The following is a 16,731-nucleotide window of genomic DNA, read 5'->3' as shown; positions in this document are numbered from 1 at the left end:
ATTTCACCTTTAGCCCTTAGCCTTTTGCCTTTAGCCTTTTGCCTTTAGCCTTTTGCCTTTAGCCTTTCCCCTTTAGCCCTTATTGCCTTTCACCTTCTTCACCCCCCACCGCCCCAACGCCGTGGTAATCAACGTCACGTTGTAGAGGTACAGGTAAAGCGCCCCGGCCCCGATGGCCTGGGAAATGCCCGGCAGCATGAGCCCGCGGCTTCCGGTCAGCGCTTCCAGGTGGTCCGGCGTAAAGGCGTGGTATTCGACCCAGAGCAGAAAGAGGAACATGGGAAAAAGGTAGGTGATCCCCATCTCGAAAAACTTGTCGAGCATCAGGTGTTCATAGGCTTCGTCGGCTTCACGGTCCAACCCCTTGTATACCGCACTTCGCACTGTTTTGTCATCAATCTCCCGGGCCTGCTGCTTTGCGGAGAGGCGCTCTTTGAACCGCTTTGCGGCAGTCGTGCCTGCCTTGCCCTTTCTCATGCGGGTAAGGCCCATGGAGAGCAGGGCCCCTACCAGGGCCGCCACGCACACCTGCAGGGCGGGCGAGGCCCCTGACAGGGGAGCAAAACAGAGGCTGATGAGAGAGGCCAGGGCCTTCATCAGGGGGATCACCACCCCGCCAAAGATCCAGTCGGCGGCCAGGTCCAGTATGTCGTTCAATGCATCCATAAACACCTCAAACCTTGCTTCCGGAAAGCGGGGTTACCCCGATATCCCGGAAGGCACACTCGCAGCCAGGCTCTGCCTGGAAACGAAAAAAGCCGCACGGGAGTGCGGCGCTCCATTTTGCATGCCGATGGCATTCCGATGCGAGACGAGTCGACGGGCGACTCGTCTCGCAACCGAGCCTGATGCGTGGCGGAGTCCTTCTTTTCCGAGCTTACTTCTCAACCTCTTCAAACTTGACCATGGGGCAGCCCGAGCAGACATCGAGGCCCGGCCAGGCCTGACCACCCTTGCCGAGAAGGGAGGGGCCGCCGGTGGTTTCGATGCGTTTTTGGAGCTGAGCCGCGGTGTCCAGAATCTGGTTGCCGGGGACAAAGACGTTCATGTAGTTCATCTCGGTCTTACCGGAAGCCTTGGAGCCCGCGCACATGGTGGTCATGTTCAGGGTGTTGTTCTTGTAGGCGTAGACACTGCCCGAGCACACCGCGGAGTTGGGGGTGCAGAACAGGGGCAGGTTGCACTTGCCGGTGCCGCCCATGTAATCGTTCATGATATGGTAGGCCTGGAAGGGTACCACCATCATAAAGACCACGTGGGGCTCAAGGCCCGCCTCGTCGAATTTGTCCAGGGGCGCCATGAAGATGCCCTTGCAGGCACCCACGTCGAGCCTGGCCTTCTCCTGGGGAGCCTGCCAGGAAAGATCCGGGTCGAGGAGATATTTCTCGTGGTTCTTGCCGTCCACCTCACGTGTGAGGTCGCGAAAGCCGAAAACCGGCTGGGCGTTTTTGCACTGGAGGCGATCCGGGGGCATGAAGAGGCTGTGGCGCGCGGAGCGGGCTGCGGCCAGGTACATGCAGTAGGAGATCTTGGCCTTGGATTTATGGGTCACGGGAAGGCTTTCAATCTCGTCTTCGTCAAAGATGTAGCGAATGCCGACGGGGTCGTAATCCAGGCGAAAGTTCCAGATAAAGGCGTTGTGGGCTTCTGTATAGTTCATGGCAAAACCTCGTGATGACTTAAGGCCCCCAACGTGCCGGGGGCCGTGTGGTTATATTTTTTTAAGAGAGCCGCCCTTACCTACCGGAGGAAGGGAATCGCATTGGTATACTTAAGAAATACGATGAGAAGAATCAATGCCAGAGCGCGTTTCAAAAAGATTTCCGGCAGTTTCTTCTGAATCTTGGGCCCGATCTTGCCGCCCATGATGGCCCCAACGGCAATGAGGGCCGCCATGATCCAGTCCGGAGAGTAACCGGAAAGGATGTAGCGGGAGATGCCGCCCACGGAGGTTCCGAAGGTGCCGCACAGGGAGATGGGAACGGCCAGGTACATGGGATAGCCCATGACGGTGGTCATGAAGGGCACGAGCATGAACCCGCCGCCCACACCGAAGGCCGAGGCGATGCAGCCGATGAGGATACCGCCGAAGAAAAGAGCCACGGGGTTGGCGCGGAAGGCTTCCCCCCAGAAAGTAAAGCTGATGTTGGTGGCATGCCACCCTTTTTCCAGGGCGACCTTGCCCATTTCAGCGGCACGGCCCTCTTTCTTGGCAGCGGCCATTTCCATGTCGAACTTCTTGACGATGGCTTTAACGGCCTTGTTTTTGTTGATGGATTTCTGGGTTGATTCGTACCAGAGCTTGATGAACAGAACGAGGCAGAAGAAGCCCAGGTAGAACTTGTACGCCTTCATGGGAAGGTACTTGGCAGAGTATGTGGGACCGATCCAGAAGGCACCCAGCAAAATACCGGTGACGAAGAAAAGGGCCACGGGCCAGGCAAAACGCCCCTCTTTAAAGTAGGAGTAGACCCCGGTAATGGGAGAGCAGAGGGTGAGAAAGAGGTTGGTGGGCTTCACGGCGTTGGCGGCGTTGACACCCACCATGCCCTGGGTCCCGATGACGGTGATCTGGAAGGCTGCGGTGAACAGGCCACCTGCGGCCCCTACGATGACGAACATGCACCCGATGACAAGGGCCCCTAAGAACACAACCAGGGGGTTCATGTAAGTGCCGCCGATGCGGAAGTAAAAGCCGCGCTTCTGAACGGAGACGTCACCGGCTTTCTCGCCGTTGACGAAAACGTCCAGGGAGGTCTCCGGGGCGATACGCTTGCTCACTTTAAAGGAGGCGGTAAACTCGCCGGTGGCCTTGTCCAGGGCTACAGCCACGTCTTTGTTCCAGCTCTTGGAGGTGTCGCCACCCATGACCATGCGGGCGTTGCCGCCGCCGATGGGGCGCTCTTTGGAGACGGTGTTGATCCCGAACTTGTTCTCGTGGGTGAAGGTGAGGAACTTCCACTGATCGGAAGTCTTCACGGCCCCGAGCTTGCCCTTTACGTCCTCGGGAATGGTCTCCCAGGCGTTGATCTTGTTAACCTCGATGTCCCATTTAAAAGGGGCTACCCACTTGCCCTTGGAGACCACCTTGGGGGTGGCCAGGGCTGCGGGGTTGCTGGTTACGGCATAGAACACCGGGGGAATCTCGGTGTCGCCGAATTTTTTGCCAAGCTTGGCCGCTTCCTGGGAGCCGATGGAGTCCTCGGCCTTGAACAGCTCGGAAGAGCTCACCACCAGGTAGAGGTCTTCACCTGGGGCGATCTTACCCTTCACTTCCAGGGTGTCCCCGGCCTTGGGAGTCGGGGTTTCAATGGTTACCTCCGGCGCCGCAAACGAGGTTGCGCACCACATAAGCATCAAGCCGGTCAGCACGGCCATCATTAGAATTCGTCCCTTAACACGCATCGCAACATCCTCCAAACACGAATAAAACGCTTTATTAAACAACAGTGGTTCATCAAATTTAATTGATGATCTTCATTTATTCTCTTGGTGCTCGGTATTACAAACTGCGTGCCAAAAAAGGACGGAGCACCGTTTTTTTACCTTTTTCCTTATCATCTTAATCAGTTCAACTGATGATTCTATTTCAACCCAGCGGGAACATACCGCTGATATCGCAAGCTTTTGGATGCGGTGCCATAAAAACATGGCGCATTTTTCTTTATGCAGCTGCACCCTTCCGGTAACAAAAAGCTGACATGTTGATCTTTGGAGGGAAGCGTAATAAAGCAGGAGATAGGAAATGGGTAAGAGGGGATAGGTTAAGGTCTAAGGGCGGAACTCGAAGTGGTTTTGAATTGGCGCGGGGCCGGATGCTTGCGATACGCCAATCGGTGCGGGGGCCGCACCCTACGCGCCGCCCCAACGAGATGCCACTTCGTTGGGTGCGCCGTGCGCACCGCGAAACCCCGAAAGGTCCGGTGGTTTTGATCAATCGGAGCCCCGAAACGGGGTTGCATGGACGAAAGGCCGGTGGTTCGCGTTACGCCAACCGGTGCGAAACCTTATATACATATGAAAGCGGCAACCCCATGAGCGATCTTCTTCTGAGCGACGTTGTCTATCTTGACCTGGAAGCCCACCCGGACGGGACCATTCTCGATGTGGGGGCGGTGCGGGGGGATGCTGTCTTCTCCAAGACCGGCGCTGCCATGCCCGGCGTTCTCGCCGAGCTGGACGATTTCTGCCGGGGAGCTTCGGCCCTTGCCGGCCACAACATCTGCCGCCACGACCTGCCCCTGCTTCAATGCAAAAACGAAAAACTTTCCCTTTTTGCCCTGCCAGTCATCGACACCCTGATCCTCTCCCCCCTGGCTTTTCCCGAAAACCCGTACCACCGACTGGTGAAGGACTACAAACTCGTTTCGGCCAGCCGCAACAACCCCGTTGCCGACGCCCGTCTTTCGGCCAACCTGCTGGCCGATGAACTGGAGAGCTTCGGGCACATGGGGGAAGGCAACATCCTTCTCCCCGGATTTTACGCCCACGCCTTTGCCCGCGCCGGAGGCCATCACAACACCATGGCCGCCCTCTTCGGCAGCGATGCGGTGGAGGCAAACCTCTCGGACACCGAGGCTTTAGAACTTCTCTTCTCCGTGGCCGAAGGGCGGGTCTGCCCCCATGGGCAAGGGTGGCTCCAAGGGCTCTCGTCCATGCCCGACTTCTGGCTCTGCGCCGCTTATGCCCTGGCGTGGCTCACGGTGGCCGAGGGCAACTCGGTGCTACCCTCCTGGGTCCGCCACAGCTACCCCGGGGTCAAAAACATCCTCAGCGAACTCCGGGAGACGCCCTGTGGTAAGGAAAATTGTCCTTACTGCGATGCCGTGCACAACCCCCGCACCCAGCTTGAAAAATATTTCGGGTTTTCCGACTTCCGTCCCCTGCCCGACGGGCGGCCCCTTCAGCACGACCTGGTACTGGCCGCCATGCAGGGGGAGTCTCTGCTCGGCATCCTGCCCACGGGGGGCGGGAAATCCCTTTGCTATCAGCTCCCGGCCCTGGTGCGGTACCAGAGGCGGGGCGTCCTCTCCGTCATCCTCTCTCCCCTGCAGGCTTTGATGAAGGACCAGGTGGACAACCTCAAGGAGCGCCTGGGCACCGAAGCGGTGGGGGCCATCTACGGCATGCTCACCCCCCAGGAGCGCGGGGCCATGATGGAGGCGGTGCGCATGGGGGAGATCGGTCTCCTTTATCTCTCACCGGAGCAGCTGCGGAACCCATCCGTGGTAAACACCCTTGCCACCCGGGAGATCGACTGCTGGATCTTTGACGAGGCACACTGCCTCTCCAAGTGGGGCCACGACTTCCGGCCCGACTACCTCTACGCCTCGCGCTTTATCCGGGAGAATCACCAGGGCGAAAACCCGCCCCAGGTCACCTGCTACACGGCAACGGCCAAAAAAGAGGTGATCAAAGAGCTCACAGACCATTTCAAGACCGAGCTGGATGTCACCCTCTCCCTGTTTGAGGGGGGCGTGGAGCGGGAAAACCTCACCTTTGACATCCAGATGGTCACCGAGGCGGAAAAAGAGGAGGCCATCCTCCACCTCCTGGAGACCCACCTGGGCTCTCCACCAAAGGGGGCGGCCATCATCTACTGCGCCACGCGAAAGCGGACCCTGGCCTTTGCCGAAGCGCTAAACGCCGCCGGATGGCGGGCCGACGCCTTCCACGGGGCCCTGCCCGCCCCGGAGAAAAAAGAGGTGCAGAACCGGTTTACCAGCGGAGAAACCCCGGTCATCGCCGCCACCAACGCCTTTGGTATGGGCATCGACAAGGACAACGTGCGCCTGGTAATCCACGCGGACATCCCCGGCTCCTTAGAGAACTACCTCCAGGAGGCGGGCCGGGCCGGACGGGACCAGGAAAAAGCCCACTGCGTGCTGCTCTACGCAGACAAGGACATCGAGACCCAGTTCGGGTTCAACGCCCTGTCCGAACTCACCAAAAGCGACATGACCAAGATCTTGAAAGAGCTGCGGGTGGCAAGCGCCAAAAAGGGGGCAGACGGCGAGATGGTGATGACCACGGGGGAGCTCCTGCGCCGCCACAACGTGGAGTTCTCCTTTTCCGACAGCGCCGGGGACCGGGGAGACACCCTGGTGAAGGCGGCCATCTCCTGGCTGGAGCGGTCGGGCTATGTGCAGAGAAACGAAAACCGCACCTCGGTCTTCAACGGCAAGCCCGTGCACGCAAGCGATGAGGAGACCGCCGCCCACCTGGATCGCCTCAACCTGCCCGCGACCACCCGCCGCCTCTGGGAGGCGGTCCTTGCCATGTTTGCAACCGCCGACCCGGACCAGGGCCTCAGCACCGACGGCATCGCCGAAGGGTTGGGGAGCATCGCCGGAATCAACAAACAGATGTTCAGCGATTCCCGCAGCGTTCTTTCCCTGATCCACCAGATGGCCGAAGCGGGCCTTCTCACCAAAGGGGCCACCATGACCGCCTGGGTCACGGTGAAAGGCCAGCACCGGTCCAAGGCCACCCTGGACGCCCGGTGCGCCCTGGAAAAAGCCATGCTCAAGACCCTCATGGAAGAGCACTCCGAGGGAAAAGGGGACGACTGGCTGCCCCTTTCCATCACCCATCTCTGCCGCAAGATGGTGGCCGACGGCCACGAAGAGGCCAAGGCGGGCCTGATCCAATCCCTTATCAAGGGCCTCAGCATGGACGGCCGGGGCGAAAAAGGGGGCGCAAGCCTGGACATCCGCCACCGGTACCAGAATCTTTTCAGCCTGCGCCTCAACCGGGAATGGAACGCCATCGCCACCATCATGGAGCGCCGCCACAACCTGGCCTACACCCTTCTGGAGGCGATCTCAGAGGCCGTGGGCGGAGCAAAGGCGCCCCAGGGAGCCCTTCTGGCCTCGTTCACCAGCATCGACATGGCCGACGCCATGCGCCGGAACCTCAACCTCCATGTGCAAGAGGAGAAAATGCTCGCCGCCATGGACCGGGGGCTTCTCTTCCTCCACGAGCAGGAGGTGATCACCCTGCAAAAAGGGCTCTCCGTCTTTCGCCAGGCCATGACCCTTCGCCTCACCGAGGCGTCCAAGGGACGAAAATACGCCAACAAAGACTTTGAGCCCTTGCTGAACCACTACGGCCAGCGCACCTTCCAGGTCCACGTGATGAACGAGTTCGCCCGTCAGGGCCTGGAGAAGATGAGCCGCGCCCTGAACCTGGTGGTGGCCTACTTCACCCTGGGCAAGCGGGCCTTTATCAACCGCTACTTCCCCGGCAAAGAGGAGTTCCTGGCCCTGGCCACGGGGGAGGCCTCGTTCAAGCGCATTGTCGAGGCCCTGCACAACCCGGCCCAGGAAGCCATTGTCAGGGCGCCTGCAGACGAAAGCCGCCTGGTCCTGGCAGGCCCCGGCTCCGGTAAAACCCGCACCATCGTCCACCGCTGCGCCCACCTGGTCAAAGTCCAACGGGTCCGCCCCCAGTCCATCCTTGTTCTCTGCTTCAACCACGCCACGGCCGTGGAGCTGAGAAAACGGCTCCGGGACCTGGTGGAAGACCAGGCCCGGGGCATCTCGGTGATGACCTACCACGCCCTGGCCCTTGCCATCACCGGCAGAAGCCCGGAAGGCAAAGGGGAAAGCCTCAGCCAGACCCTGGAAGGGGTCATCGACGAGGCCGTGGCCATGCTGGAAGGAGGCGTAGGCCCCGAAGGCATTGAGGCGGACACCCAACGGGAGCGCCTGCTGGGCGGCATCGAGCATATTCTGGTGGATGAGTATCAGGACATCGACGGCCGCCAGTACAAGCTGGTGGCCGCATTGGCAGGAAAGAACAAAAAGGAGGGCGAAGGCAAACTGTCCCTCTTTGCCGTGGGAGACGACGACCAGGCCATCTACGGGTTCCGGGACGCCAGCGTGGCCTACATCAAAGAGTTCCAGAGCGACTACCAGGCGGAAACAAGCCACTTGGTGGAGAACTACCGCTCCACAGTCCGCATCATCGAGGCCGCCAACGCCCTCATCAACGAAAACCATGGCCGCATGAAAACCGAGGTCCCCATCACCGTGGACGCATCCCGGAAAGACGCACCCAAAGGGGGCCGCTGGGAGGCCCTCGACCCCGAAACCCAGGGCCACGTCCGCATGGTGCAGGCAAAAAACCTCTCGGACCAGGCCCGGTTCGTGGCCGCAGAGATCCGGCGCATCCTCGCCCTGGACCCGGACACCACGCCTTCGGATATCGCCGTCTTTGCCCGCACGGGCATGGACCACGCCCCCCTCTCCCTGGTGCGCACCGCCTTGGGCACCCCCGCACCAGAAGAAAAAACCACGCCCCTTCCCGTCTCCCTTTCCCTGTCCGGCGGCACCGGCTTTTCCATCACCCGCACCCGGGAATTCCGCCGCGCCGCCGCCTGGCTGAAAGCCCACAAAACCGAACGGTTCACGGCCACGGCCCTGGCCGAGCACCTGAAAAAGGAAGGCCTCCTCGCCCCGGAGAGCCTCGGGTCCCGATTCCTCATCGAAACGTTAAGCGCCTGGGATGCCCAGACCGCAGGGGCCAGCCAGCAGGCCGGTTACCTCATCGACTTTCTCCACACCGCAGCCCGTGAGGAGCGCCGGGACAAACGCAGCGGCAAGGGGATTTTCCTGAGCACCGCCCACGGGGCCAAGGGCCTTGAGTTCAAGCACGTCTTTGTCCTGGACGGCGGCTGGCCGAACCGCCCCGCCGATCTCGAAGAAGAGCGCCGCCTCTACTACGTGGCCATGACCCGCGCCATGGAGACCCTGACACTCTTTACGTTGGCAGGAAGCGAAAATCCCCACATCGCCCCCGTAACCCAAGCCCCCCACCTGACGAGCATCGCCCCCACAGCCCCCCTTCTCCCCAACCTGCGCTACCACCTCCTGGGCATGGACCAGCTTTTCCTCGATTTCGCCGGACAACGAATCGCCCAGGCCCCCATCCACCAAACCCTGGAAGCCCTCTCCGTGGGCGACGCCCTCACCCTTGCCCACCACAAAGGCGTCACCGGTCTCTGGAAAGGGCAAGAAATCCTCGCCCGCCTCTCGGCCGAAGGCGCAACCCGCTGGCTCCCCCTCATTCCCGCCATCCAATCCCTCACCGTGGTGGCCATGGTCCGCCGCACCCGCGAAGACGTCATTGAGCCCTCGTTTGCTCAGAAACTAAAATGCGAGGCATGGGAGATTCCCATTTGTGAAGTCATTTTCAGAATGGCAAATTAGATAATAGGCCGAATGGCTAAGGGCAAAGGACAAAATCCATAACGAAACCCTTCATACCCGCGTCACCCGTAGGATGGGCAAAGGCAAACCGACACCCTCACGAGCGACAAAACCCTTGGCGCCGTGCCCATCAAGCGTAACGATTCCCCCCACCAATCGTCCCCTCTAAACCAGCAATCAAGCGTCACCCCGTAGGGTGCACTCCGTGCACCATCTCCATCCCCCCTCATCGTTCAAACCGACCACACCACACATTCACCGTACCGAATACCCACTACCACACCCTTTTCTCGGCATACCGGCCAATCCTCATGACTCTATAATGAATTTGACAACGAGCATCACACAGAGTATCTATCAATAACGCCTCGCCAATTACCTCCCCGCAATCATTAAATTTACCAACAAAAACCAAACACACATAGCCTTAGAAAAGCAATTCCTAACAAACAGGAATCCACATCTATGACTTTTGAAGAAAAAGAAAAATGTGCTCAAATCTGGGAAATGCTCACAGGGGAAAAAACAGATGCAAATGCTTGGTGTGATCAGGCAGGAGACACCCTTGCCGAAGCTCTCGCCTCTATCCATTCCTGTTCGCACGCCATGAAACACGTCCCGAGGCCCCTTAGCCCGAATATTTCACGAGTCGAGTGCGCCCATATTCAAGGCATCAGAGCTGAAGATGTAGTGGTTTACCTCAAGGCTCTGATAACGCAGAAGATGGGTGCACTCGGCTCGCCCGAAGGGTGAGAAAATCGAGCAGGTAACCGGGAATTACATTTTGTGTTTTTGAACTATCTAAATTCCTATCAATAAATATTTGAAATAATTTTCATTACTTCAGGCTGACCGTTTTCTCATGAAATATCCGGGTTAACTCCAGACCTGGTTACGGGTGGGTCGCAGGCTACGTATTCACCGTAATGAATCAACGCTACGGCATGAATAAAGATTTGGTATTCAGTTCTTGTGAAACGGTTCGTCTATGGCAATGGAAACATGCCATTCAAATCGAGTTGGGAGCATGCCAACGTTAACAGGTACACGCCTATACGGAGATCCCCCATGAAAAAATGTTTTCTGGTCCTATGCCTCATCCCTTTATGTGCCACCTGTGCCTTTGCTCTGGATGGCACCCTTTCAGATTTCTCACATTACCGATCCTCACCCTTCCAGTGGGTCTACCCAGAGTATTTTTATAAGGCCGATATTGTATCCGTGAAGTCGAAAAGCGATCTGAAAGAATCCGTGACCCGGATTGAATTTTTCGGTCTGTCGGCATGTATTCCGGATCACTACGTGAAATCGTCCCAAAACATTTCAAGAAAAACAATTTATTATCACTCAAAAAACGATAAGAATGAGATGTTCTTCTTGGCCATCAACGATGAAAAGATCATTACAAATTCTAAAGCAGCAAGGGAAAAATCCAAGGATTTTTTCTCTGCGTTCTCCACCGCCGAAGAGTTCCACAACAAAGTCTTCACCCTCACCCCCGACGTAATCGATGGAACAACCCCCACAGGCGATCTCTGGATGATCCATGCAAAAGGGATGCTCTTTGAAGACACTCAGCGCATAAAAATTATCAAAGGAGACAGGTTCACGGCCTACGCCAGAATGTTCAAAAAAGAGTACCCGCGATTGACTGAGCACGTTGCCTTTTTTCACAAGCAGCTTCCCGAAAATAAATTCCTGACCATGGGGTTCCACACACACGACAACACGCCTGACATCATCCTTTCTACTATTCAATGACAGGGAGGATCGCTGCCCACCGGTGTTTTTCATAACTCGAAAAGCCGCAACGACAATTAGCCCCCGCAAAACCAGCGGCTCGCGTTACGCATATCGGTGCGGGAGCCGCACCCTACGCCCCCAACTATAATCATCTCAGGTCACGATACCGCGTAGGGTGCGCCGGGCGCACCGCGAATCACGGAAAAATCCCGGTGTTATTCATCTGCCGAAACGCAAAAAAACAACTCACATCCCCACATTCACCCCCTTCATCTTCTCCTGCTCCTCTTTATAAATGGCCATGATCCGATCAATTTTTTCATACTGCCGGGCCAGCAAATCCTCGGTGATGGTTCGGATCCCCCACTTTTTAAAATCGATCTGAAGGCCGTTGCCGCCCGGTGCCTCGGCCTGTTCCAACTCGATGTAAAAAGCCCCCACTGAAGACAAAAGCCTGTGAACATCTTTGATGGAGTCGCAAAGCTCTGATATTTCCGACCCTGCAAACATGCCGGGGCCGGTCTGGGTATCCAAAGAGGCCATGGTGATCTCCTTTGTCCGGGTTGCACATGAAGCATAGAGAAGGATCTGGGAGAAGCTCGGGCGGGCCTCCCCCAGTCCTTTCCCCCCTTCCCTCCTCACGCCACGGCACGCCGTATCGCCCAAACATGCAGAAGAGGCAAAGGCGCACCGCAACACTCTCGTGCCCGGGCAAGGCAGGCTGAGAAAAGGGCACCAGTGGTGCCTTGCCCGGATAAAACCGTGCGAAATACTGATCAGCGATCCACGAGAGGCATTTTTTTTACAGGGCGACCTTCACTCAAACCGAGCAGAAAACCACCCTGAAACCGAGCCTGAAACGGGCAGAATAAGGACGCACCTTCGGGAAATAAAAAAGGAGATAAACTGGCCACGACCACAAGGGACAGGGCTGTCCGTCACCACGCAGGAATCCCGAAGGGCGTTATTCAGCCCGTCAGGCAAAAATGCGTGTGTTCATGGGCCATTTGAAACGGCAATAGCGTTGGTAGAAGGGCCGCGGATTACCGCGTTGCGAGGAAAAAACGTCTTGAAATGGATCGGGGCGTGATGTAAAAAACCGCTTAGCCATGACGACCTCCTTTGAAGGTTGCTCTGGTCAGGCCTGGCAGGATGGTCGCACATCCTGTCGGGCTGCTTCTTGAACTCCATGATCTCCGCAATCACTAGTGATTACGTCCCACCCTAATTTCATCTTTTTGATGTGTCAATAGTTTTTATCGTTAAATCTGCGGGTTATTCATTTCGAAGCTTGTAGAAATACGAATAACAGAATCGATTCTACGTGGACCGGCATCGTTCCTAATCTACCTATTCTGACCGAAATACCTCCATCGTATTCGTAAAATTAAGCGTTACCTATTGGGTCAGTCATGTGTATAAAATTCGTTGAGGAAGGCCAGCTCTGGAAGAGGTATTTCCTTAAACTTCTATGCATGATGAAGAACCCAATTCTGGGATTTACATAAACTGGACAAAATTCTTTCTGAGGCAATATAAGTTTTTTAAATTGAAAAGCCGATATTTCAGGCGTATGAATTAAAAGGTATCGAACAGGCGATTTGAAGTAACTTTCAGCTCCAAACGTAAATTAGATGTGTGAGCATCAAAATAACTTTCCATAGAGGTACCTAAAAGGTAAAGCGTTACCTCACCTACAATATACAGGCTACATGCCACAAATGAGCCATAAAATAGTTACTATTTATTTTAATCATTAATCTCTAAGAGAGACTATTTATGCTATAAATTTGAGCATCAACACTTGTTAGTCGAATCAAAATATAAAGGAAGTCATGGAGAATTACAAAATATTCGTATCTCATGGCAGTAAAGATCTTTGGTTGGCTGGTCAAATATCAAAAGAAATTAGAGAAGCTGGGGCTAATACTTTTTTAGATGAGACCAACATTCCAAAAGGTTGCTCTGACTATAAAAAGGTTATTCGTAAAGAGATCAAAGAAAGCCAAGAACTATTAGCAATTTTTACCCCTTGGTCATCGTTGCGATCTTGGGTTTGGATAGAGATTGGTGCCGCCTGGAATAGAGAAATACCGATTATTGCAGTATTTTATGGGATGAGTGTTAACGATTTAGAAGAAACTGGACAAGGCAAAGCGATTTTGGAAGATATTAACATTATAAACATAAATGACCTTAACTCGTATATTAAAGAACTTCATTTGCGGATAAAAGAGGTCTAACAATGAATAAAGTATTTATTTCATATTCCTTATCCGATTTAGAAATAGCATCAAGTTTGCATACGGAGCTAGAAGGTATTGAAGTTGCTGGATTGCTTGACCAATCTGATATTACAGCAGGCGATGCAATATCTGCCAAGGTAAAAGAATCACTACATCAAGCCAGTGCACTTATTGTTTTAGTATCTCAGAGCTCAATAAAAAGCAAATGGGTTCAATTTGAAATTGGTGCAGCCTATGCTATGGAAAAACAGATAATTGCAATTATTACTGGATCTACGCATACAGAACTTAATCTACCCGAGTGGCTAATGGGTTTCATGTATATTGATGCCAGAAATCAATCAATGCAAGAAGTTGCTCGTAAAATTGAAAAAGCTTTAAATGATGGTAAATAAACAAGGTAAATACTCTTGATAGTCAAAAGCGTCGCTTCGCTCCGTTTTGTAAGTCGACAGATTGAAAAGTAGCCTACTTAATTATAAGGATCAAGTATATATGAAACATCAAAAAATAAAAAACCGAAAACCCCAAAGCTCAATAATCAATTTTGTTTCGAAGCTTCGCAAAATCAATAGAAATAAGAATAAATACAAATGGAAGCAATGGCTTAAAAAATGGGGAATGACGTCTCTAAAAATAAAAGCCCCTTTTCTGGAGATGGATTTTAACCCATCTGATCCTGACAGAAAAGCTGCATGGGAATTATATATTGAGTTAGTTACACGTGTTACAACACAAAAAACATATTCCAATGAGAGTGATCAGCTAACAGCATTGAAAAGTATTTATTCTCTGTTTCCAATTACACGCACTATCATAAAAGAGAATGGGAAAGAATGCATTGAATTTACAAAGTTAGCTGTAATTGTTCTAAACCAAAAAATCCGACCATTTACCGCAAAATGGCACAAAATATCAATTGATTGTGGATTTGAAGATAACGCAAAAAAAGAAATTTTCTATAAGGAACTAACAGAACTTCAAGATATTCTAAAAATATACTCTAAGATGTTGGCAGATATGGCTGGCGTTGAGGATCTGACTGAAATGGAGAAGTGAATTTCCTCCCGCAGGAAGCACCCTCAACTTATGAAAAACACATACGGGGCTTAATGAACGTTACTGAAAACCAAACTCCTATTATTCGTCGTGTACTTCCAGCTCTGATATATTAACTTATTGTCGCTTCATCTATACCAAAAGTGTAAACCCGAAAGTAGTTGCGTCTTTAATACCTTACGATTAGTCGAGACAGCGATCTTTCCCTTCAAGAAACCAATTATAAAGCCTAAGCTGAGCTGACAGTCTCCCTTATTCGGCACAAGGCCTTTAGCATCTCTCCAACTTACGTTCGAAATTTGCAATCCAGCTTCTTTTGGCAGTGCTTCGTCACGATTACAAAATGATATTTGTAATCACATCGGGTATGGGATAGGCTTCCCCAATCGTGTATTGATTCCTCTTCCAGTTATTCCCATCAGGGGCTTTCCAGAGGAAAAAAATATTTCTTTTCTCGCGGATCGATAGAACCTATCCGGGTTATCCACCAAAGGTGGATGATTTACATCTGTATTAATTTTCAGTAAAGCTCTCTACAACTTTATGCAATTACGGATATGAGAAACTATGTTATCAATGCTATTAAATTGATCAAGATCTATCAAATCAATGTTCTCATTCTCTAAAAAGAAATATTTATCACATGTTCTACTTAATTTTTGGTAGATCATATTTATGTCTTGCCAATTGAGAACTTGTTCATAGATGGACTCATCATTTGTCCTAAAAGGCTGTTTTTTCGTCAAAATAAAAATATGAACATCAAACAAATTATTTAATCTTGAGTAAATAGATTTGTGAATATTATGTATTAGATTCAATTGATTTTGATTTAAACCGCAGAGTTCTCCATAAACCAAAGCAGAAATATAGCACCTATCCATAACGATGGTATTTTCAGAAATCAACATCGTCTCGTAAAAATCGACAGTATGAGATATGGAATGTAATAATTGTCGAGCAAATGGCTCAATATTTTGTTCTTTTTTTACCACATTACGCAAAAATCCAACTGAGTTACTTGGACTTGGCTGCTGGATAACAATAGCGTTTATTTCACGAGCCAGATTCTCAGAAAGTTTCGATTTCCCTGTATTATCTGCTCCATCTAACACAACTATCTTCTTTTTTATGTTAGTATCCATGAGTCAAGTTATCTATACCTTTAACAATTAGCATTACTACCTCATCAATAAATTCACTTTTAAACAGCCGCTTATTCTGATCTACTGTTAATCCGTTACCCCTCGACAGTCCTTCAAGACCTAATGTTGCTATTTCACCTAAAACGCCACTATAATCAATATTACTCTCAGAAGGATCTTTATAGAATAATTCACTCAATTTACTATAACTTAAAGTATGATCTACCTGCCAATCATAAGTCAGCTCTTCGGCAATATTTCCGCCAATGATAAAGTCACAGACCCTTGATGTAATACCACCAAAGCCACCAATCAAATAAAGAGGCTTTTTTAATTTAATTGAAATTAAAATCTCTTCAAGAACTCCTGGATATTTTCCCTTGTAACCAAATAACCTACCACCTGCACAAATTCGATAATCACATTTATCAATCATCTCGTTGCGCATTTTAGTCAAGGAAAGGCTCCAGGCAAAAAGATTTAGTGGACTATCTGGTGGAAGAAATTTATCTGTATTATAACCACTTCGAACTTTTGATGGGGGATCAACTTCTATCATTTCCGCAATTTGATGGTTTTGTGAATTCCACTCTATAACTCTATCGTTTGTGATATTATAAATAGGCCATGCAGAAAAATTCTTGAGAAGAGGACCAAATTCCTTTATGCAATCCTTCACAATTAGAGCTTCTTCACACAAATACTCAGTGAAATTATTCCTTAATCGAAGATCTCCACCGTACACTAATGTGGCACGGCGAAACAACAAATGACGAGCTATTGTTTGTGATAAATTGATTAAATGACTTTCACTTTGTCCAATCTTCGATATTTCTTTTTTGTCAGGCTCTGAAACCGAAATACCAATAGTTGACCCTTTCAACAAAGGAGCATAGTGGCTTAGCGGGGTTTCCGCCTTAATCCCAAAAGGGACTAAAAATTTTAATTCGTTTTCATATACAGGCGGCTCTGGATATAAAATTGCGTTAAAATTTTTATCAATTTTACCACCACTATTTTTTATAAGTAATGGGATATCTGTAAGCTCTGGAGGCCTATTTAAAATCAATACTGAATCGCTATTATAATTTTCTAAAAATTGCGTGTGATAATGATGTCTTAATGTTTCAAGCAATGCAATTGTAATCACCCGATACTTTTCACCATCAGATATTTCACTATTTGATTGGACCCTTACAGATGGGACATTCACACAATGTGGAAAAATTCTATCTTCACTTTTTTTAAGATGGTTTACTACAACCATCGGCTTATTAGACTCTTTTGCAAATTGAATTTCTTTTTGACACCAATATCTATTGGAAT

12 protein-coding genes are annotated in these 16,731 nt (G+C 51.5%); 6 read left to right on the top strand and 6 right to left on the bottom strand.

Annotated elements, in window-relative coordinates:
• Positions 1-72: 72 nt before the first annotated feature.
• The 3 genes from BLQ12_RS24340 to BLQ12_RS24330 all read right to left on the bottom strand — a co-directional run bounded on the left by BLQ12_RS24340 (position 73) and on the right by BLQ12_RS24330 (position 3,405).
• Entirely contained in the window at positions 73-666 is a 594-nt protein-coding gene (locus tag BLQ12_RS24340; RefSeq protein ID WP_092215157.1) for a hypothetical protein, read from the bottom strand.
• Positions 667-877: 211 nt separating this feature from the next.
• Positions 878-1,660, bottom strand: a complete 783-nt coding sequence (locus tag BLQ12_RS24335) for a DUF169 domain-containing protein (protein ID WP_092215155.1) — start codon at positions 1,658-1,660, stop codon at positions 878-880.
• 80 nt (positions 1,661-1,740) lie between these two features.
• Positions 1,741-3,405 (bottom strand): sulfite exporter TauE/SafE family protein, encoded by a 1,665-nt coding sequence (locus BLQ12_RS24330; RefSeq protein ID WP_092215153.1) that lies wholly within the window; start codon positions 3,403-3,405, stop codon positions 1,741-1,743.
• Positions 3,406-4,034: 629 nt separating this feature from the next.
• Between BLQ12_RS24330 and BLQ12_RS24325 the strand changes: the two genes are divergently transcribed.
• The 3 genes from BLQ12_RS24325 (at position 4,035) to BLQ12_RS24315 (ending at position 10,973) form a co-directional block, all read left to right on the top strand.
• A complete protein-coding gene (locus BLQ12_RS24325) occupies positions 4,035-9,212 on the top strand; it encodes a RecQ family ATP-dependent DNA helicase (RefSeq protein WP_175470049.1) in 5,178 nt (1,725 codons plus the stop codon).
• Positions 9,213-9,677: 465 nt separating this feature from the next.
• Positions 9,678-9,965, top strand: a complete 288-nt coding sequence (locus tag BLQ12_RS24320) for a hypothetical protein (RefSeq protein WP_092215148.1) — start codon at positions 9,678-9,680, stop codon at positions 9,963-9,965.
• A gap of 315 nt (positions 9,966-10,280) precedes the next feature.
• Positions 10,281-10,973, top strand: a complete 693-nt coding sequence (locus tag BLQ12_RS24315) for a hypothetical protein (protein ID WP_092215147.1) — start codon at positions 10,281-10,283, stop codon at positions 10,971-10,973.
• Between the two features lie 228 nt (positions 10,974-11,201).
• Here the strand turns inward: BLQ12_RS24315 and BLQ12_RS24310 are convergent, their stop codons facing one another.
• Positions 11,202-11,498, bottom strand: coding sequence for a hypothetical protein (locus tag BLQ12_RS24310; protein ID WP_092215145.1), 297 nt, complete (start codon positions 11,496-11,498; stop codon positions 11,202-11,204).
• 1,292 nt (positions 11,499-12,790) lie between these two features.
• On the opposite strand from BLQ12_RS24310, the gene BLQ12_RS24305 reads away from it, so the two are divergent.
• From BLQ12_RS24305 to BLQ12_RS24295, 3 genes are all read left to right on the top strand, one after another.
• Positions 12,791-13,198: a toll/interleukin-1 receptor domain-containing protein gene (locus BLQ12_RS24305; protein ID WP_092215143.1), complete on the top strand. Its 408-nt coding sequence runs from the start codon at positions 12,791-12,793 to the stop codon at positions 13,196-13,198.
• Between the two features lie 2 nt (positions 13,199-13,200).
• On the top strand, positions 13,201-13,596 hold the full coding sequence (locus BLQ12_RS24300; protein ID WP_092215141.1) for a toll/interleukin-1 receptor domain-containing protein: 396 nt from the start codon (positions 13,201-13,203) through the stop codon (positions 13,594-13,596).
• 100 nt (positions 13,597-13,696) lie between these two features.
• Entirely contained in the window at positions 13,697-14,260 is a 564-nt protein-coding gene (locus BLQ12_RS24295; protein ID WP_217640397.1) for a hypothetical protein, read from the top strand.
• A gap of 533 nt (positions 14,261-14,793) precedes the next feature.
• On the opposite strand, the gene BLQ12_RS24290 is transcribed toward BLQ12_RS24295, so the two are convergent.
• On the bottom strand, positions 14,794-15,375 hold the full coding sequence (locus BLQ12_RS24290; protein ID WP_175470048.1) for a nucleoside/nucleotide kinase family protein: 582 nt from the start codon (positions 15,373-15,375) through the stop codon (positions 14,794-14,796).
• A gap of 19 nt (positions 15,376-15,394) precedes the next feature.
• A partial coding sequence (locus BLQ12_RS27585) for a hypothetical protein (protein ID WP_217640396.1) occupies positions 15,395-16,731 on the bottom strand: 1,337 nt, incomplete at its 5' end.

This window comes from Desulfoluna spongiiphila (genome assembly GCF_900101345.1).
Classification (GTDB): Bacteria; Desulfobacterota; Desulfobacteria; order Desulfobacterales; family Desulfolunaceae; genus Desulfoluna; species Desulfoluna spongiiphila.
This window is presented reverse-complemented; position numbering and strand designations above follow the sequence as displayed.